This is a genomic window from Pseudomonas sp. (genome assembly GCF_051660785.1).
In the GTDB taxonomy this organism is placed as follows: domain Bacteria; phylum Pseudomonadota; class Gammaproteobacteria; order Pseudomonadales; family Pseudomonadaceae; genus Aquipseudomonas.
Genome location: NZ_JBOFQE010000059.1, coordinates 1 through 18,474 on the forward strand (window position 1 = coordinate 1; position 18,474 = coordinate 18,474).

Genomic DNA, 18,474 nt, shown 5'->3' on the forward strand with positions numbered 1-18,474 from the left:
CGGATTCTTGCTTTTCCTTACCGGTCGACTAACTTGCGCACGGCTGCCACCCCCTCGTTTAGTCGCGAGATGGTTGCGGCCCCTATTACAAAAGGGAAGCATCTATGTTCAAAGTCACACCTAATCCACCAGACACCGATCCAGTCTCCCCATACGAACCCGATTCAAAAAAACTAAACGAAGCCGCCGAGCGGGCGCTCGACTTCCACTTCCCGTCGAACGCCGACATCAAGGCCACCCCTCGCACCCGCAGCACCCTGTTCTCCGTGGACCCCGAGGCCACAGCCGAAACCCTGGCGGTTTACCTGGTCGAGACGCTGGCCTCAGTCGATGTGATGGCCCATCAGTTGGTGGATCATCTGGAGGGTGAGTCGCGTTATGCGCTGCTGGGCATTTCCAACAGCATCATGATGGCGGAGATCACGGCGAACCGGGTGTTGGATAGAATTGATCTCAGCAAGTAGATGCGGATTGCAGGGACGAGGGGATAACTGAGGTAGGCCAGTGCAGCGGTGCCTTTTGGGGCCGCTGCGCGGCCAGTAGCAGCGAGTTCCACCAGCATATATATAAATCCCCCCTTTTTTCTACTGCCTCTTTTCTACTTAGAGTTATTCTGATTTACTCTAAAAACTGTTATTTATTACAGTAGTTGAATCCACATTTCCAGCCGACAATCTCATTTCAAATCTTCCACCATCTGTAGGATTTTAATGATGAGCAACCTGATACGCTCTTTTAACGATTACAATTTTGAGCATGAAGTCATGAGAACATCAGCAACGATTCTTGTACACTTCTCAGCCGAATGGGCCTCCCAAAGCAAAGCGTTAAACCATATTCTTGCTGACATTTCTACTATTTACTCCGGCCGGGCGATAATAGGCAACGTCGACACAAATGAACAACCAGACCTAGCTACAAGATTTCAAATCAGGAGCATTCCTTCAATACTACTATTTAAAGACGGAGCAATTGTGGAGCGAGTTGTCGGCACTTTAGAAAAAAATGCTATTGAAGAAATGTTGGACAAAGCAATACGGTGAATTGAGATGACATCCAACTGAACTATTGCTTTTTATCTCACCCTAGACAATCCTCTTGAACGAAAAACAACCATACCGTACACCCATCTACATTCAGCACCCATTGACATGGAATAAAAAATGGCTAATCGACCGGCACGTGTTGTTGGGATATTCGCGGTCAATCTCTTCGATCGTCAAAACTTTCCACATTTCCGACATCACGCCGGCCAACGCCCGTTCATTCGCCAAACGGCCATGACGTCATTGGAGGTAAATAAATGCGCCCCTTTTTTACTTCCATTCATCAATTCTGATAGGGCGGAGGAATTTCGACCCTTCCATCAGGAATTTGATCGTCTGGAACCACCCCTCTTACAATATACGTAAAGGGCTCTGACAAACTCTGTAAATCCCGTGTCCCATTACGTGCTAGTAAGCATGTAATAAAAGACCAAGCGCCCTTTTGCAAAGGCCCGACAGGAATTGTGAATCTTCCAGGCGAATTGGTAACAACTCTCCCGGCCTCGGCTCCACTGTTGGCATGCAGTGCTACCACAATCACACTATCAAGGTCTGAAGGTTTCGACTCACAGCCCCCGTTAATAAGCCCTATTTCGCCCGTATTATTGTAGGGCTCGATTGTATAAATCCTGGTCAAACTCACCATCACCATCTCCTTGAACTCAATCGAAGCAAACATTCTCAAAAGAGAAACCACCAACTAGAAGCGGTTGCTCCCAGTGCGCCACATGACAATAATACTCGTCGCTACGGGCCGGACAACTGTAAGAAACAACAGTTTCTTATAATTCTTCGTGATAACAACCCTTTAATGAACATTATTTGAGTGTTATTTAGGGGCAAGGAGGACGAATTAATTATTTGCTCGAACACGTTGGGCTCCTTGGCTGAGATCAATGCTGTCCATTCCTGAAATAGGTTTAACCCATTCAAGACTAGACGTCTGGCGCAAGCAAGTCCCCTCACCAAAGGTTTGATGCTTTACTAAAAAGACCCCAAAACCCTGCGAGCCCTCCAACATGAACCGCAACGACCTGCGCCGCGTGGACATGAACCTGCTGGTGATTTTCGAAACATTGATGTTCGAAAAAAACCTGACCCGGGCCGGGGAAAAACTGTTTCTCGGCCAACCCGCCGTCAGTGCCTCGCTGGCCAAGTTGCGCGATCTGTTCGACGACCCGTTGCTGGTGCGCAACGGTCGGGTGTTGGAGCCGACCCAACGGGCCTTGGTGATTCTCAAGGAATTGCAGCCGGCGATGGACACCATCTCCGGCGCGGTCAGCCGGGCCAAGGATTTCGACCCGGCCACCAGCCGTGATGTATTTCGCATCGGTCTGTCTGACGATGCCGAGTTCGGCCTGTTTCCGCCGCTACTCAAACAGATACGCGAAGAGGCGCAAAACGTCGTGGTGGTGGTGCGTCGGGTGAATTACTTGCTGATGTCGTCGATGCTCGGTTCCGGAGAGATTTCCGTCGGGATCAGCTACACCACGGAACTGCCGGCCAATGCCAAGCGCAAGAAGTTGCGGGATTTGAGTGTGAAGATCCTGCGCGGTGATGACCGTCCGGGCCCCCTGACCCTGGATGAATACTGCGCTCGCCCTCACGCGCTGGTGTCGTTTTCCGGGGATTTGACCGGGGCCATCGACAACGATCTGGCGCGCATCGGCCGCTCGCGGCGAGTGGTGCTGGCGGTGCCGCAGTTCTCCGGGCTGCGCGCCTTGCTGGCCGGCACCGATATGCTGGCGACGGTGCCGGATTACGCGGCGTGTGCGTTGATCGAGGGCAGCAGCCAGTTGCGTGCCGATGACCCGCCGTTTGACATTGTGCTGTCCGAACTGTCCATGGTCTGGAACGGGGTCAACGATAACGATCCGGCAGAACGTTGGTTGCGCTCGCGAATTGCCCAACACATGTCGGCTGAACTGCCGGTGCTCTGAGTCCGTTGAACTCCGGATCGGTCTCGCGCAGGAAGATCGGCATGTCGGTCATCGGTGGCATGGCCGGAATGTCGAAATACATCTGGATCACCCAGCCGCGGTGATAGCTGGCGTGATTGACCACGTGCAGCAGCATCGCGCCGGCGCTCATGGTGCCGCTTTCGCCCGAGACAAACGTGAACTCGACAGGTTTATCCAGCGACGTCTCGCTCTGCCGGGCGCTCCACCGGCAATACCAGTGATCGATCTCCTTTTGCGCCATGCGCAAATCAGCCAGGTCAGGATGCAGCAGATCGTGTGAGGTTTTGAAGCCGTGCCCTCGGCCTTCGAGGTGAGCCTGCCAGATGCAGTCCACGACGTAGATGTGGTTCAGGGTGCCGATCATGTTCTTGAACACCGATACCCGCTCTTTGTTGACCTCTCCCGGCGGCAATGCGGCCAGGCTGTCAAAGAGGCGCTGATCGGCCCATTGCTTGTAATCGGCAAGCATCCGGGCAGTGCGTACGTTGATCATCAGAGTTCTCCCATTACGATGGGCGCACTGGGAAGCATAGACCGCTCGGCGGGCGACAGCGCAACGGCTGATAACCGGCACTTCACCGCAACGCGGTTGGTGTAGCAGCTGAGTTGTGGCGAGGGGATTTATCCCCGTTCGGCTGCGAAGCAGTCGTAAAACCTGCGCACGCGGTTTATCTGATAGGCCTCAGTGCCTGAATTCACGACTGCTTCGCAGCCGAACGGGGATAAATCCCCTCGCCACAGGGCTGCTCGACAGCTGCTACAGGGGATGCGGGGTCAGATGGTTCAGCACTCGATCGGCGAGTGCCAGGCAGCTGGTGAGGCCTGGTGATTCGATGCCGAACAGGTTAACCAGCCCCGGCACGCCGTGCTCGGTCGGGCCGCTGATAATGAAGTCGGCGGCCAGTTCGGTCGGGCCGCTGATTTTCGGGCGGATGCCGCTGTAGGCGGGTTGCAGGCTGTCATCGGGCAATGCCGGCCAGTAGCGGCGGATCGCTTGATAGAACCCGTCGGCCCGGCGCGGGTCGACGCGGTAATCGATATGGTCGACCCATTCGACGTCCGGCCCGAACCGCGCCTGGCCGCCGAGATCGAGGGTCATGTGCACGCCCAGTCCGGCGTTCTCCGGCGCGGGATACACCAGATGCCGGAATGGCGCCCGGCCGCTGAAACTGAAATAGCTGCCCTTGCAAAAGCGTGCCTCGGGAACATGCTGCGACGGCAAGCCTGCGATCCGGCTCGCCACCTCAGGCGCGGACAATCCGGCGCAATTGATCAACTCGCGACAACTCAAGGTCATCGGCTGTGCGCCGCCCATGTGCAATTCGAAACCTTGCTCGGTGCAACGGGCGGACACCAACGGCGTATGGAAGGCAATCGAAGTCCCCGAGGCCTCAGCGTCTGCCTGCAGCGCCAGCATCAGCGCATGGGAATCGACGATCCCGGTGGACGGCGACCAGAGCGCGGCGACGCAGGACAGCGCCGGCTCAAGCGACTGCGCCTGCCCGGCGTCCAGCCATTGCAAGTCATCGACACCATTGCGCCGGCCCTGCTCCAGCAACGTCTGCAAGGCCGCGCACTGGCTTTCATCCGTGGCCACGATCAGTTTGCCCAGGCGCTGGTAATCAACGCTGCGCTCATCGCAAAAGGCGTACAGGCGTTGCTTGCCCTCCACGCACAATTGCGCCTTCAGGCTGCCGCTCGGGTAATAGATGCCGGCGTGGATCACCTCTGAATTGCGCGAACTGATGCCCACGCCAATGCCCTCGCCGGCTTCGATCAGGATCACTTCGCGCCCGGTTTGGGCCAGCGCCCTGGCCACCGCCAGACCGATCACGCCGGCACCGACCACCACGCATTCGATATCGACGTTCACCTGCCCTCCGCTCATTTCAAGCCAGCCCCCGCTCCCGATAATCGATCAGGCTGGAGAATATCGCCAGCAGCATGGCCATGACCACGAAGAAGATCAGCACCAGGAAATACGAGCCGGTGAACTGCACGATCAACCCGATCAGGATTGGCACGATCACCCCGGCCATGTTGCCGCAGAAGTTCATGGTGCCGGCCAGCACGCCGGTTTTCGAGGTGCCGCCGAGGATGGAGGGAATGCACCAGTACATGCCGCACCAGCGAATGAAAAACATCGCGACGCAGAGCAGGCCGATCGCTTTGCCGGCCTCATTGGTATACGCCACCGCCAGCATGCACAGGGCCGCGATCAGTGCCGAGCCGCTGAACATGCTGCGCATGACCAGGTTGGGCGAGGCGCCGCTGGTTTTCCATTTGTCTCCCAGGTAACCGCCCACCAGTTCGCCGACGAAACCGCACATGAAGATCAGGAAGGTCGCGCCGCCCATGCTCGAAATGTTCAGGCCATGGGTCTGGTGCAGGTAGCTCGGCATCCAGGTCAGTAAGCCGTAGAACACGCTGAGAATGCAGCAGTAACCGGCGAACATCGCCAGCACCGAACGGTCCTTCAACAGTTCTTTGAGGGGGATGCTGGTCACCGCACCGGGCTGGCTGACTTTGATATTGCCCTCGGTGATGTGCGCCAGTTCCGCCGCGTTGACACCGGGGTGTTCGCTGGGATGGTTGCGGATGTATTTCCAGGCCAGCACGCCGGCGAGCATGGTGCCGATGCCGGCGATCACGAAGGCGATGCGCCAGGAGTCGAACCAGCCGATCAGCCCGGCAATGATGATTGCGCCGAAGGCACTGCCCAAAGGTGCACCGCCATCGACCAGCACCGCGCCGCGTCCGCGCTCATTTGGGGTCAGCCAAGCGCCGTTGAGCTTGGCCCCGGCGGGCATGATCGGCGACTCGGCGATGCCCAGGCCCATGCGTGTGATCAGCAGCGTGATCCAGTTGTGAGCGCCAGCGGCCAAGGCCTGGAAAGCGCCCCAGGCGACGGTCGCGATAACGATGACGCGACGGGTTTGAAAACGGTCCAGCAGCATGCCGCCGGGAATCTGCATCAAGGCGTAGGACCAGAAAAACGCGCTGAGCATCAAGCCTTCCAGCGCCGGCGGGATCTGGAACTCACTGGAAATCAGCGGCAAGGCCACCGACAGCGAAGCGCGGTCGATGTAGTTGATGGCGGTCAGCAGCAACATGATGAGGAAGATCCGCCAGCGCACGCTGGTGGGACGCTCGGTGGCAGACGCGGCGGCGAGCCGCAGGGTTTCGGCACTCGGATTGTTCATGAGGGGCGCGCTCTTATTGTTGTGGATACGAGCCGCCTAATGCCTGTCAGTCAATGTTCTGAGTACCGCAATTCCCTGTGGGAGCCAGCCTGCTGGCGATGTCCGCAGACCATCCAACATTTATGTGACTGACCCACCGCTATCGCCAGCAGGCTGGCTCCCACAGTTTTTTGCGTTTTGACTGACCGGCATGAGGCAAGCGGCCCCACTCTAATCACCCTCCCGAGTGCTGAATAATGAGGGGATCTGATTGGGGGATCACCAACGGTCATCCCCCTTTGATCAGAACGTACCGGGGTAGCTGCCGCCGTCGAGCAACAGGTTCTGCCCGGTAAGAAAACCGGATTGGGCGCTGCAAATGAATGCGCAATAAGCGCCGAATTCATCGGGCTGGCCAAAGCGTTGGGCCGGTACATTTTTACGCCGTTGCTCGGCGATGCTCTCAACGCTGGTGCCGTTGGCTTCAGCGGCGGCGTTCAGGGTCTTGTGCAAACGCTCGGTCTCGAACGGGCCCGGCAGCAGGTTGTTGATCGTCACGTTGTTCCCGGCCAGCCGCGACTGGCGTGCAAGCCCGGCGATGAAACCGGTCAGGCCGCTGCGTGCGCCATTGGACAGGCCCAGCACATCGATCGGCGCCTTCACCGCACCAGACGTGATGTTGACGATGCGCCCGAAGCCCCGATCGGCCATGCCATCGACGCAGGCCTTGATCAGCTCAATGGGCGTGAGCATGTTGGCATCCAGCGCCTTCAACCAGTCTTCGCGCTGCCAGTCGCGGAAGTCGCCGGGTGGCGGGCCGCCGGCGTTGTTGATCAGGATGTCCACCTGCGGACACGCCGCCAGAACCTGCTCGCGCACCGCCGGCGTGCTGATGTCCCCGGCCACCGTGCGCACTTCGATACCCGGCGCCAGGCGGCGCAATTCTGTAGCGGCGGCCTGCAAGGTTTCATCGCCACGGGCGTTGATCACCAGGTTGACGCCCTCCTTCGCCAAGGCCCGCGCACACGCCAGCCCCAAGCCTTTGCTGGCGGCGCAGACGATGGCCCAGCGACCGGAAATAGCCAAATCCATGATGGTGCTCCTGTTGGTTGTGAGTTGAGGAAGACATGCGTTTTGGGTGAGGACGTGGTGTTTCTGGATTTTGTACCAGGCTTCAGAACCCGCCCTCACCCTAACCCTCTCCCGGAGGGAGAGGGGACTGACAAGGTGCTTGTTCAGGATGCGGCGACCTGAAAAACCGTGTCGTACACAGATTTTGAAAGCACTGAAGATCGGCTCCCTTTCCCCCTCTCCCCCGTGGGGAGAGGGCTGGGGTGAGGGGCTGGATCTTGGAGCCAACACATCCCCGCCGACAAGTGATGACAAACAGTGATCCCCAGATCAGACCTTTTCATTATCGGCCATCTCCCACGCTTATTACTGTCTGCGGACCAATAAGAACCGGAGAACCCCATGAACCCGTTTCAGTTTTATTTCCCCACCACGTTGAAAAGCGGCAACGGCCTGGTGCGCCAGGCCGGTGCATTGCTCAAGCCCCATGTTCGAAAAAAACTGCTGGTGGTCACCGATGCAGGGCTGATGGCGTCGGGCGTGATGGAAGGTTTTTTCGCCTCGCTGGCCGAGAGCGACATTGGCTATGAAGTGTTTTCCGGCGTTGAACCCAACCCCACCACCGACGTGCTGGAACGCGCCGTGGCGTTCCTGAAAAACCACGACTGCGACTCGGTGATCGGCGTCGGTGGCGGCAGCAGCATCGACACCGCCAAGGGTGTGGCGGCCATGGCCACCAATCCCGGCAACATCCTCGACTATGAGGGCTACGACAAACTGCTGCACCCGCCCCTGCCGATTTTCGCGATCCCGACCACCTCCGGCACCGGCAGTGAATGCACCGCCTCGACGGTGTTCACCAACACCAAGACCCTGTTTAAAACCGTGATTATCAGCCCGGCACTGTTTCCGAAACTGGCGATCCTCGACGCAGAGCTGACGCTCAAACTGCCGCCGTCTATCACCGCCGCGACGGGCATGGACGCCTTGACCCACGCCATCGAATCCTACGTGTCGAAGCAGGCCAACCCGGTCAGTCAGGCCCTGGCGCTGCAAGCGATCAAGATGATCTGCACGCACCTGCCCAAGGCGTTTTTCAGCGGCTCGGACCTGCACGCACGTGAACAGATGCTGCTCGGTTCGTTCCTCGCCGGCGTCGCGTTCGCCCAATCGAAACTCGGCAATGTGCATGCGATCTCCCACACTTTTGGCGGCGTCTTCAACATTCCCCATGGCATTGCCAACGCCACGCTGCTGCCCTACGTCATCGAGTACAACCTGGCGGCCTGCCCTGAGCTGTTTCGCGAGATCGCCATTGCCATGGGCGAAGACGTCGACGGCCTGAGCCCAGCCCGCGCCGGGCGCAAAGTCGTGGAGCACGTGGTGGCGCTGAACAAGGCCATCGGCATCCCCGACAACATCAAAGACCTCGGCGTGGACCTTGATTACATGCCGCAAATGGTCAGCGACTCGATGCGCAGCGGCAACGTGCTGGTCAACCCACGCCTGACCACCGCCGCCGACATCGAACGCATCATCAGCAACGCCTGGCACGGCACTCACTCCTGAGAGACGACTCCCATGTTTTACGAAATGCGCACCTACACGATTCAAATCGGAAAAATGCAGACCTACCTCAAGCACTTCGAAGAAGCCGGGCTGCCGGTGATCTCGCGCTACACCACGCTGGTGGGCTGGTGGTACACCGAAATCGGCGAGCTCAATCAAGTGATCCACATCTGGGCCTACGAGAGCCTCGATGACCGGATCAACAAACGCGCTGCGTTATATCAGGATCCGGACTGGCTTGAAGGCTTCGTGCCGAAGGCATTCCCGATGCTGGAGAAGATGGAATCGAAACTGCTGATGCCGGCGCAGTTTTCACCGATCAAGTAATCCCTGAGCTATCACAAAACCCTGTGGGAGCGAGCTGTGGCGAGGGGATTTATCCCCGTTGGGTGGCTCAGCCGCCCCAAAAAACTGGGCCTGCTTCGCAGTCCAACGGGGCGGTGCGACGGTTCGCTAAATCCCCTCGCCACAGTTCACTCCCACAGGGGACCGTGGTGGACCGTTGATTCTGTTAAAAACAAGGACAACCTCATGTGCGACCACAATACCGATAACACCGCCGCCGACCGTTCTCCCGACATCAAGGCCTTGCTCGAAGGCCTGCCCACCAACTGGGGAAAATGGGGCCCGGACGATGAAGTCGGCGCCCTGAATTATCTGCAAAGCGCTGAAATCCTGCGCGGGATCGCCTCGGTCCGCCAAGGCAAGACCTTCACCCTGCAAGTGCAGATCGGCCATCCCAAGGGCGAACCGCTGTGGCCCGGCAGGCGTCCGTCGATGCGGGTCAACGTGCTCGACAAGGGCCACTTCCTCGCTGGCAAGGCCCACTTCGACGGTCACGTGGAATACGCCGACGACGTGATCTTCATGCACCTGCAAGGCTCGACCCAATACGATGCGCTGGGCCATGTCTGGCACGACAACAAACTGTGGAACGGCTACGACGCCATGAGCACCATCGGCAGCATGGACAAGGCCAGCATCCTGCCGATTGCCGAGCGCGGGATTGTCGGTCGCGCGGTGCTGATCGACATGGCCCGCCATCCCGGCAAGTCGGTGCTGGACAAGGGCGAGACCTTCAATCACCTGGACTTGCTGGCGGCTGCGAAGGCGCAAGGCATCGAGATCCAGAAGCGCGACATCCTGATCATCCGCACCGGCTGGATCGGCTCGTTCTACGAGCGCGAACCAGAAGAGTTCTACAAGGACTTCGCCGAACCGGGCCTGACCTTCAGCCGTGAGTTGGTGGAGTGGTTTCACCAGATGGAAATCCCCAACCTGGTCACCGACACCATGGCCAACGAAGTGGCGGTCGACCCGACCACGGGTGTGCTGATCCCGTTGCACAACGCCTTGATGCGCAACCTGGGCGTGACGTTCACCGAAGTGGCCCTGCTCGACGACCTGGCCAGCGATTGTGCCGAAGACGGCCAGTGGCAGTTCCTCTATACCGCCGCGCCGCTGAAGATCGTGGGCGGGACCGGCGCTCCGGTGAATCCGATCGTGATCAAGTAATCAGGTCCTGCTTCAGTTCATTGATCAGCAGGGTCGCCGCCGGGGACAGGTCGGCGCCGGCCCGGCTGATCACGCCGTAAGGCTCGATCAGCGCGCGCATGGAGACCGGCAGTTTCACCAGCAAATCGTGTTGCTCGCAGAACCCGGCGACTTCCACCGGGATCACCGCCAGCAACGTCGGGTCTTGCTGCACCAACAAAATGGTGGCGAAGGTCGATGAGGTTTCCAGCGGATACCGGGGAATCTCCAGCCCCGCTTCGTTCAGTTCGCGCTCCAGCGCCTGGCGCATCGGCATGTCCTTGGGGTAGACAACCCAGCGGTAATCGCTCAACTGCGACAGCTGCAACGACTCGACACGGGCCAGCGGATGGTCCTTGCTGGCGACCACCGCCAAGGGCTCTTCGCTGAGTTCGATGCAGTCGTAGGCGTCCGAGCGCTGGCCGACGCTGGTGCGACAGATTGCCAGGTCCAGCCGCCCCTGATCCAGCAACCCAAGCAGCGTGGCGCTGGTGTTTTCCACCAGTTCCACGGACAGCCCCGGCTGCTTGAGCCGTAACTCGGTCAAGGCACGGGTCAGCAACGGCACCGCGCCCATGATCACCCCCACCGACAGCCGCCCGCCCTGGCCTTGCAGGATGCTGAGCATTTCCTCGCGCAAGTGCGAGACATCGCTGTAGATAAGCCTTGCGTAACGGATCATGCAGCGGCCCATTTCATTGGCGACCAGGCCTTTGGGTTGGCGTTCGAACAACGGCATGCCGAGCAACGACTCGACTTCGTGCAAGGCTTTGGTGGCGCCGGATTGGGAAATCGAAATGTGTTCGGCGGCTTTGTGCAATGAGCCGCGGTCATCCAGGGCGATCAGTAACCGCAGTTGTTTAAGGCGCAGGCGTGCAGCGATGCTGCAGAGCGAAGGGATCATATCCTTGTGTTCTCGCTTCAAAGGAAAATCGATGACTGATACAGCGCGCACTTGTAGCAGCTGGCGAAGCCTGCGTTCGGACGGAGCAGTCGTGAGACCTGTGCACGAGGTATTCCTGGAACACCGCATTGCCTGATTTCACGACTGCTCCGTCCGAACGCGGCCCGAGCCGAACGCAGGCTTCGCCAGCTGCTACAAAGTGTGCGTTACGGCTATGGGCGGTGGATCAGTGAATCGCCACCGGATTGATGTTGACCTGGGTCGAGCCTTTGTACAGCGGCTGGCCCAGCACGAACATGAACTCCCAGACCTTGTCCTTCACCAGTGCGCGGCTGTCGATCAGTTCAAGGTTGTAGATGCCGTTCTTGGCCAGCATGAACTGGTTGACCGGGAACTCCTGGGCGTCTTTCGCCGGGTAGATTTCCGAGGCCCAGGTGTCGCCACCGAACGCGACGATCTGCTTGTCTGCCAGCCATTTCGCCGCGTCCATGCCGATGCCCGGCTCAACGGCGAGGAATTTCTCATTGTCCTTGCCCAGCAGTTCCAGCCAGCCGGTGTTGAACAGCACCACGTCGCCCTTCTGAATGCTGATGCCTTGCAGGTCCAGTGCCTTCTGAATGTCGGCGACGCTGAACTCGGTTTTCTCCGGCACGATGGCGCTGCCGTAAATAGCGGTCATGTCCAGCACCACGCCACGGGTGACAATGGGCGGGACTTTTTCGATGCCGAGCTTCTTCACCCCTTCCACGGTCACAAAGTCGGCGGCACGGTTGCCGTTGTAGTAGACGTTGTCGATGCCGATGTGGCCGATGCCGTTGAGCTGGGTGCCGACGCCGGTCCAACCGACCACCAGTTCATCGTTGAAGGTAAATTTGTTTGGCCCCATGGTGGTACCGCCCGCCTCGCCCGGCTGGATATTGGTCAGGTGAAAGCTGCGGTGACGAAAGGCTGGCAGGGTTTTGTCGATGGGCACGGCCAACGGGTAGGTTTTGCCGGTCTTGATCAGTTTGGCGGCGTTGATTACCGACTCGGCATTCAGCAGATTCAGCGCGCCGATTTCATCATTGGCGCCGTATTTCGAGGGATACCATTTTTCGGCCTCCGCCGCGTGGGCGGCATTGAGGGTGAACAACAGGGCAAATGGCAGTACCAATCGATTGAGCATGAGGGGGTCCTTGTGAGGTTGCAGTGGACCCAAGGTACGCAGCCCGTCAGTGGGGAAACAGACAGGTACGGGCAATACATTTGTTCTGGATTGTCACGAGTGAGCCTGCTCGCGATGACGGCGGCACATTCAACCGATGCGCTGGCAGACAGACCGCTATCGCGAGCAGGCTCGCTCCCACATTGGATTGGGGGTCACTCCCGGCTTTTGCCAACGCCACTGAACCCTGTGGGAGCGAGCCTGCTCGCGATGACGGCGGCACATTCAACCGATGCGCTGGCTGACAGACCGCTGTCGCGAGCAAGCTCACTCCCGCAGGGAATGTGGTAAGCCGGAGGTGATTTAGGGGGCTGGCGGCCACTTCGTCGTTTGGCGGTTGATCTCTGCCGGCCGCAATGACATAAACCCCGGAAATCCGGCCGTTTGAATCGGCGTCGCTGACACCTAAGCCCATGAACGAAATAACCCGAACACCTCACCCCGATCAGCCGCGCTCTGTCGTGTTCGTCGCGTTCCCCGAGATGGGCCTGCTGGATCTCACCGGGGCGCAAACCGTGTTCTGGGCCGCGTCCAAAGCCTTGGCCGAGCGCGGTTTGCCGGGCTACCTGCGCCACACCGCGAGCCTGGCCGGCGGTTTGATTCATACCGCGGAAGGCCTGGCGGTCGAGACGGTACGTCTTAGCGACTTTGACGATCACTCGATCGATACCCTGATGGTCCCCGGCGCACCGGACATTCGTCAGGCGATGAATAATTCCCAGGCGTTGGTCGCCTGGCTGAAATTGGCGTCAGCCAACGTCAGACGCACTGCCTCCGTGTGCAGCGGTGCCTTCCTGCTGGCGCAAGCCGGTTTGCTCGATGGTCGACGCGCAGCCACACACTGGGCGATGTGCGACATGCTCAAGCGGGGATTTCCGGCGATTGAAGTCGACAGCGATGCGATCTTCATCCAGCAGGGTTCGGTGTGGACGTCTGCGGGTGTCAGCGCCGGTATTGACCTGGCGCTGGCCCTGGTGGAAGACGACTGTGGCCGTGATGTGGCGCTGGAAGTGGCGCGGGAGCTGGTGGTGTTTCTCAAGCGCCCCGGTGGCCAGGCCCAATACAGTCAATTGCTGCAAGCGCAAACCGGGGACAGTGCGACCTTCGACGACCTGCATGTGTGGATCGCGCAAAACCTCAGCCACGAAAACCTCACCGTTGAAGTGCTGGCCCAACAGGTGCAAATGAGCCCGCGAAATTTTGCCCGGGTCTACAAGCTCAAAACCGGCCGGACACCGGCCAAAGCCGTGGAAGTGCTTCGGCTGGAGGCTGCCCGGCGCCTGCTGGAAGACTCCGAGCGCAACATCGATCAAATCGCCCGGCACTGCGGATTTGGTGAGGAAGAGCGCATGCGCTTCACCTTCCAGCGCAACCTGGGGATTTCACCGCGGGACTATCGCAAACGGTTCTCACGCTAAGCGGTGTTGCCCCGCGTCGCCTGTCGCAAATCAATTTTGCTTGAAATGCACGAATGCCCGCCGTCGAAGCCGGGCAATATCCCACTCGCGCGTTTTATCTGTGTCCCGGATTCAGGTGGGGTTCAACAAGGCCTCGCGCAACAACCTGGCCGCTGGCGAGTCCGGCACACCTTTGCGTGAAACCAGCTCATACGGTTCGCTGCGCGAAGTAATGGGCAGCGGCAGCGTGGTGGTGAAACCGTAACCGGAGCAGAACTTCGCGACGTCGGTCGACACCAGCGCAACGAGGGTCGGGTTCTCCTGGAGCAGCGACAAGGTGGCAAACGCCGACGTGGTTTCCAGCAAGTGCACCGGGAATCGCAGGTCGGCCTCATGAAACTCCCGCTCAAGCAGCAAACGCATCGGCATGTTGGCGCGATAGACGACCCAGCGGTAATCCACCAGATCCTTGAGGGTCAATTGCCTGGCATAGGCGAATGGATGCTGGGTGCTGGCGATCACAGCCAGGGTTTCTTCAACGAAGGTCGAGCTCTCATACAGATAGGGGGTGTTGCTGATGGTGGTACGGCAGATCGCAAGATCCAGGCGACCGGCGTCGAGCTGGCTGAGCAGTGCGGCGCTGGTGTCCTCGACGATCTCGATCGACAGCTTCGGGTTGTCACCGATCACCCGGCTGATTGCCGTGGTCAACAGCGGCACCGCACCCATGATGGTGCCGACCGACACGCGTCCACCCTCTCCGCTCATGATGCCGATGATCTCTTCGCGCAGGTGCGCGAGGTCGGTCTGGATCAAGCGAGCGTAACGAATGACCGAGCGCCCGGCGTCGTTCGGTTCAAGCCCGCGGTTAGTGCGAGTGAACAACGCGGTGCCAAACGTGGTTTCAATTTCCTGCAGCGCCTTGCTCGCGCCCGGTTGTGTCAGGGCGACCTGTTTGGCCGCCCCCAGCAACGAGCCGTGTTCATCGAGGGCGATCAACAAGCGAAGCTGCTTGATGTGCAGGCGAGACATGATCGAGTTCAGTGATGGCGTCATCTGGGTTAACTAAAAGTTATAGAGGTATCGAAAGTTGTCAGTATCGAGGGTCGCCTCGACGGCCCTATAGTCCACCCCACAACCAGGCAATGCAATGGGTTTGACCCGAGATCGAAAGCTCTCCTGCCCCCGACCGATTGCAACAATAACAATCCTGTATAACTTGTGGTGAATCATGTCCCTCATCAATTACGTCACCAAAATCCAGTTCGGCTACGACAGCCTGGCGCATCTGGCCGCCGAAGCCGAGCGCGCCGGTATTACCCGGCCTTTGATCGTGACTGACATCGGCGTGCGCAACGCCGGCATCGTCGACAAGGTCGTCGCTGCCCTCGGTGCCGCGCGGACACCGACGATTTTCGATGCCACCCCGCCCAACCCCAACGAACACGCCGTGCGTGAAGCCGTCGCGCAATACCACCTCGGCGAGTGCAACGGCATCATCGCGGTCGGCGGTGGTTCCTCCATCGATCTGGCCAAAGGCGTCGCGGTCTGCGCCACTCACGACGGTCCCCTGCACAGCTTTGCGGTGATCGAAGGCGGACTGGACCGCATCACCTCGGCCACCGCGCCGCTGATCGCCATTCCCACCACGGCAGGCACCGGCAGTGAGGTCGGCCGGGGCGCCATTCTGATCCTCGACGATGGTCGCAAGGTGGGCGTAATCTCCCCTTATGTCGTGCCTCGCGTGGCCATCTGCGACCCGGAACTGACCCTGGGCCTGCCGCCGATGCTGACTGCCGCCACTGGCATGGACGCCATCGCCCATTGCATCGAGACGTTCATGGCGCCGGCCTTCAACCCCGCCGCCGACGGCATTGCCCTCGACGGTCTGTGGCGTGCCTGGGAACACATCGAGCGCGCCACCACCGAACCCGGTGATCGCGAAGCCCGGATGAACATGATGAGCGCGTCGATGCAAGGCGCGCTGGCCTTCCAGAAAGGACTGGGCTGTGTGCACAGCTTGTCCCACGCTCTGGGCGGCATCAATCCGAAGCTGCACCACGGGACTTTGAACGCGATTTTCCTGCCAGCGGTCGTGGACTTCAACGCCAACGCACCCACCGTACGCGATGAACGCAAGCTCGAACGCTTGCGCCATGCCATGGGCCTTGAAGCGGGTGCCAATATCGGCACCGCCATCGAAGACATGACCCGACGCCTGGGCCTGCCCACCCGCCTGAGCGAGATCGGCGTCGATGAAAGCCTGTTTGCCGGCATCGTCGAAGGCGCCTTGCACGATCACAGCCACAAGACCAACCCCCGCGAAGCCTCGCCCGCGGATTATCTGTCGATGCTCGAACAATCGCTGTAAGCAGCCGCTATCCAACAACAATAAATCAGGAGGCAACCGCAGCGCCGAACTCGCCCCACGAGCCTCGACGCCAGCGGAACAATCATGAAGCCCACCGTCCTTATCGAACGGCAAGACGCCATTGCCATCGTCACCCTCAGCCACCCGGGCAAAATGAACGCCCTGACCCTGTCCATGTGGCAGGACCTGGGTGATGTCATGACCGAACTGTCAGCCGATACCAGCGTTCGTTGCGTGGTGTTGCGCGGCGCCGGCGAGCAGGCCTTTGCCGCCGGCGCCGATGTCGGCGAGTTCCCCAGCGTACGCGCCAACCAGGCGCAAGCGCGGGTCTATGCCGAAGTCACCTCGAAGGCGATGCGCGCGGTTGCTGATTGCCCACACCCGGTGATCGCGATGATCCACGGCGTGTGCGTCGGCGGCGGCCTGGAAATCGCCGCCCTGTGCGACCTGCGTATTTGCGGTAGCTCCAGCCGCTTCGGTGCGCCGGTCGGCAAGCTCGGGCTGGTCATGTCCTATGACGAAATGGCCGGCCTGATCGCATTGGCTGGACGCTCGACCACCCTGGAAATCCTTCTCGAAGGCCGCATCCTCGATGCCAACGACGCCTACGTGAAAAACCTCGTGGCCCGCGTCGTGCCCGATGCCGAGGTCGAATCGGAAACCCTCGCCACCGCCAGGCGCATCGCCAATGGTGCGCCCCTCGTCGCGCGCTGGCATCGCCAGGCCGCACGTCAGCTTGAAGCGGGCGTTGCCCCCACTGCCGAGCAGATCGACAGCAGTTATTCCTGCTATGACACCGACGATTTTCAGACTGGCCTGAACGCGTTCATCGCCAAATCCAAACCACAATTCGAGGGCAAATAACATGGGACCGCTGACAGGAATGCGCGTGGTAGAACTGGCTCACATCATGTCCGGCCCGGTGTGCGGAATGATGCTGGCCGACATGGGTGCCGACGTGGTCAAGGTCGAGAAAGTCCCGGACGGTGACGATTCACGGCGCTTCTCGCCGATCATGGCCAGTGGCGAGTCCGCCTCGTTCATGGTGGTCAACCGCAACAAGCGCGGCATCGGCTTGAACCTGAAGACCGAGGGCGGGCGTGACGTGTTGCGCCGCCTGTTGATGGAGGCCGATGTGGTCACGGAAAACTACCGCGCCGGCACCATGGAGAAATTCGGCCTGGGCTATGAAACCCTGAAAACCCTTAATCCCGGGCTGATCTACTGCGCGATTTCCGGCTACGGCCGCAGCGGGCCGTTCGGTGAAAAAGGTGGTTTCGACCTGATTGCCCAAGGCATGAGCGGCATGATGAGCATGACCGGTGAAGCCGGGCGTGAGCCGGTCAAGGCCGGTTCGCCGGTGGCCGACATCAACTCCGGCATCCTCGCGGCGCTGGGCATTTGCGCGGCCTACGCGGCGAAGAAAACCACCGGCCTCGGGCAGATGGTCGACACCTCGCTGTTCGAAGCCGGCCTGCAACAGATGTACTGGCCGGCGGCGGCTTACTTCGCCGACGGCACCATCCTGCCGAAGATGGGTTCGGCCAACTCCACCAGCGCGCCGTATCAGGTGTTCCGCACCGCCGACGGCTGGATCAACATCGGTGCCGCCAACCAGGCCAACTACGAACGGCTGGTCGAAGCGCTCGCTGTGCCACAACTGAAAGCCGACCCACGCTTCGCCAGCAATGCCTTGCGCATGGAGCACCGCCTGGCCCTGGTGGAAATCCTCAACGAAGTGCTGGTCGCACGCACCACGGATGAATGGATGGTGTTGTTCGACAGCCTCGGCCTGCCTGCCGGGCCTGTGCTGGACATCGCGGCGGCCCTGGCTCACCCGCAAACCAAGGCACGCGGCATGGTCGTCGAGACCGAACACCCCACCGAAGGCCGGGTGCGCGGCATGGGCCTGCCGATTCACTTTTCCGACATGGACAATGCCGCGCCAACCACCAGCCGCCCCGCGCCGCTGTTGGGCGAACACACCCGTGAAGTGCTGAAGGAAAGCGGCTTTACGGAAAACGAAATCGACGAACTGATTCGATCCCAAGCCGTGGTGGCACTGGCCTGACGCAATCCCTGTGGGCGCGAGCCTGCTCGCGATTGCGGTGCGTCAGTCAACAAAGATATCGAGTCTGACACCCCCATCGCGAGCAGGCTCGCTCCCACAAAGAGCAGCGTTCGCTTAACCGAATCGCTGTTTTAAGAACAACTACAACAAAAACAAGAAGGTGAA

Annotated in this window: 17 protein-coding genes; 10 read left to right on the forward strand and 7 right to left on the reverse strand. The window is 59.8% G+C overall.

Annotation, left to right across the window (positions count from 1 at the left end):
• Positions 1-104: 104 nt before the first annotated feature.
• From ACRC4F_RS15640 to ACRC4F_RS15650, 3 genes are all read left to right on the forward strand, one after another.
• A complete protein-coding gene (locus ACRC4F_RS15640; protein WP_438660142.1) occupies positions 105-464 on the forward strand; it encodes a DUF6124 family protein in 360 nt (119 codons plus the stop codon).
• A 249-nt stretch (positions 465-713) separates the two neighbouring features.
• Entirely contained in the window at positions 714-1,043 is a 330-nt protein-coding gene (locus tag ACRC4F_RS15645) for a thioredoxin family protein (RefSeq protein WP_438660143.1), read from the forward strand.
• A 1,022-nt stretch (positions 1,044-2,065) separates the two neighbouring features.
• Complete coding sequence (locus ACRC4F_RS15650; protein WP_438660144.1) at positions 2,066-2,986, forward strand: LysR substrate-binding domain-containing protein; 921 nt, start codon at positions 2,066-2,068, stop codon at positions 2,984-2,986.
• Here ACRC4F_RS15650 and ACRC4F_RS15655 read toward each other — a convergent pair.
• The 4 genes from ACRC4F_RS15655 to ACRC4F_RS15670 form a co-directional block, all read right to left on the reverse strand.
• Positions 2,907-3,500 carry a DinB family protein gene (locus ACRC4F_RS15655; RefSeq protein WP_438660145.1) on the reverse strand — a complete coding sequence of 198 codons (594 nt, stop codon included), beginning with the start codon at positions 3,498-3,500 and terminating at the stop codon, positions 2,907-2,909. The genes ACRC4F_RS15650 and ACRC4F_RS15655 overlap by 80 nt on opposite strands.
• Before the next feature lie 264 nt (positions 3,501-3,764).
• Positions 3,765-4,880, reverse strand: coding sequence for an NAD(P)/FAD-dependent oxidoreductase (locus tag ACRC4F_RS15660; RefSeq protein ID WP_438660146.1), 1,116 nt, complete (start codon positions 4,878-4,880; stop codon positions 3,765-3,767).
• A gap of 16 nt (positions 4,881-4,896) precedes the next feature.
• On the reverse strand, positions 4,897-6,210 hold the full coding sequence (locus tag ACRC4F_RS15665; RefSeq protein ID WP_438660147.1) for an MFS transporter: 1,314 nt from the start codon (positions 6,208-6,210) through the stop codon (positions 4,897-4,899).
• Positions 6,211-6,492: 282 nt separating this feature from the next.
• Positions 6,493-7,281 carry an SDR family oxidoreductase gene (locus ACRC4F_RS15670; protein ID WP_438660148.1) on the reverse strand — a complete coding sequence of 263 codons (789 nt, stop codon included), beginning with the start codon at positions 7,279-7,281 and terminating at the stop codon, positions 6,493-6,495.
• A 381-nt stretch (positions 7,282-7,662) separates the two neighbouring features.
• On the opposite strand from ACRC4F_RS15670, the gene ACRC4F_RS15675 reads away from it, so the two are divergent.
• The 3 genes from ACRC4F_RS15675 (at position 7,663) to ACRC4F_RS15685 (ending at position 10,344) form a co-directional block, all read left to right on the forward strand.
• Positions 7,663-8,829 (forward strand): iron-containing alcohol dehydrogenase, encoded by a 1,167-nt coding sequence (locus tag ACRC4F_RS15675; RefSeq protein WP_438660149.1) that lies wholly within the window; start codon positions 7,663-7,665, stop codon positions 8,827-8,829.
• Positions 8,830-8,841: 12 nt separating this feature from the next.
• A complete protein-coding gene (locus ACRC4F_RS15680) occupies positions 8,842-9,156 on the forward strand; it encodes an NIPSNAP family protein (RefSeq protein ID WP_438660150.1) in 315 nt (104 codons plus the stop codon).
• A 204-nt stretch (positions 9,157-9,360) separates the two neighbouring features.
• Positions 9,361-10,344, forward strand: a complete 984-nt coding sequence (locus ACRC4F_RS15685) for a cyclase family protein (RefSeq protein ID WP_438660151.1) — start codon at positions 9,361-9,363, stop codon at positions 10,342-10,344.
• Here ACRC4F_RS15685 and ACRC4F_RS15690 read toward each other — a convergent pair.
• Both ACRC4F_RS15690 and ACRC4F_RS15695 read right to left on the reverse strand, forming a co-directional pair.
• Positions 10,337-11,266 (reverse strand): LysR family transcriptional regulator, encoded by a 930-nt coding sequence (locus tag ACRC4F_RS15690; RefSeq protein ID WP_438660152.1) that lies wholly within the window; start codon positions 11,264-11,266, stop codon positions 10,337-10,339. The two genes, ACRC4F_RS15685 and ACRC4F_RS15690, sit on opposite strands and share 8 nt — an antisense overlap.
• 226 nt (positions 11,267-11,492) lie before the next feature.
• Entirely contained in the window at positions 11,493-12,431 is a 939-nt protein-coding gene (locus tag ACRC4F_RS15695; RefSeq protein WP_438660153.1) for a cyclase family protein, read from the reverse strand.
• 452 nt (positions 12,432-12,883) lie between these two features.
• Here ACRC4F_RS15695 and ACRC4F_RS15700 point away from each other — a divergent pair, with 452 nt between their 5' ends.
• The gene (locus ACRC4F_RS15700) at positions 12,884-13,888 is read left to right on the forward strand and encodes a GlxA family transcriptional regulator (RefSeq protein WP_438660154.1); all 1,005 of its coding nucleotides are present in this window, start codon (positions 12,884-12,886) and stop codon (positions 13,886-13,888) included.
• 111 nt (positions 13,889-13,999) lie between these two features.
• On the opposite strand, the gene ACRC4F_RS15705 is transcribed toward ACRC4F_RS15700, so the two are convergent.
• Positions 14,000-14,923: a LysR family transcriptional regulator gene (locus ACRC4F_RS15705; RefSeq protein WP_438660155.1), complete on the reverse strand. Its 924-nt coding sequence runs from the start codon at positions 14,921-14,923 to the stop codon at positions 14,000-14,002.
• A gap of 175 nt (positions 14,924-15,098) precedes the next feature.
• Between ACRC4F_RS15705 and ACRC4F_RS15710 the strand changes: the two genes are divergently transcribed.
• From ACRC4F_RS15710 to ACRC4F_RS15720, 3 genes are all read left to right on the forward strand, one after another.
• Positions 15,099-16,238, forward strand: coding sequence for an iron-containing alcohol dehydrogenase (locus ACRC4F_RS15710; protein WP_438660156.1), 1,140 nt, complete (start codon positions 15,099-15,101; stop codon positions 16,236-16,238).
• A gap of 84 nt (positions 16,239-16,322) precedes the next feature.
• The gene (locus ACRC4F_RS15715) at positions 16,323-17,102 is read left to right on the forward strand and encodes an enoyl-CoA hydratase-related protein (RefSeq protein WP_438660157.1); all 780 of its coding nucleotides are present in this window, start codon (positions 16,323-16,325) and stop codon (positions 17,100-17,102) included.
• A 1-nt stretch (position 17,103) separates the two neighbouring features.
• Positions 17,104-18,309 carry a CaiB/BaiF CoA transferase family protein gene (locus tag ACRC4F_RS15720; RefSeq protein WP_438660158.1) on the forward strand — a complete coding sequence of 402 codons (1,206 nt, stop codon included), beginning with the start codon at positions 17,104-17,106 and terminating at the stop codon, positions 18,307-18,309.
• The last annotated feature ends 165 nt before the right edge of the window (positions 18,310-18,474 follow it).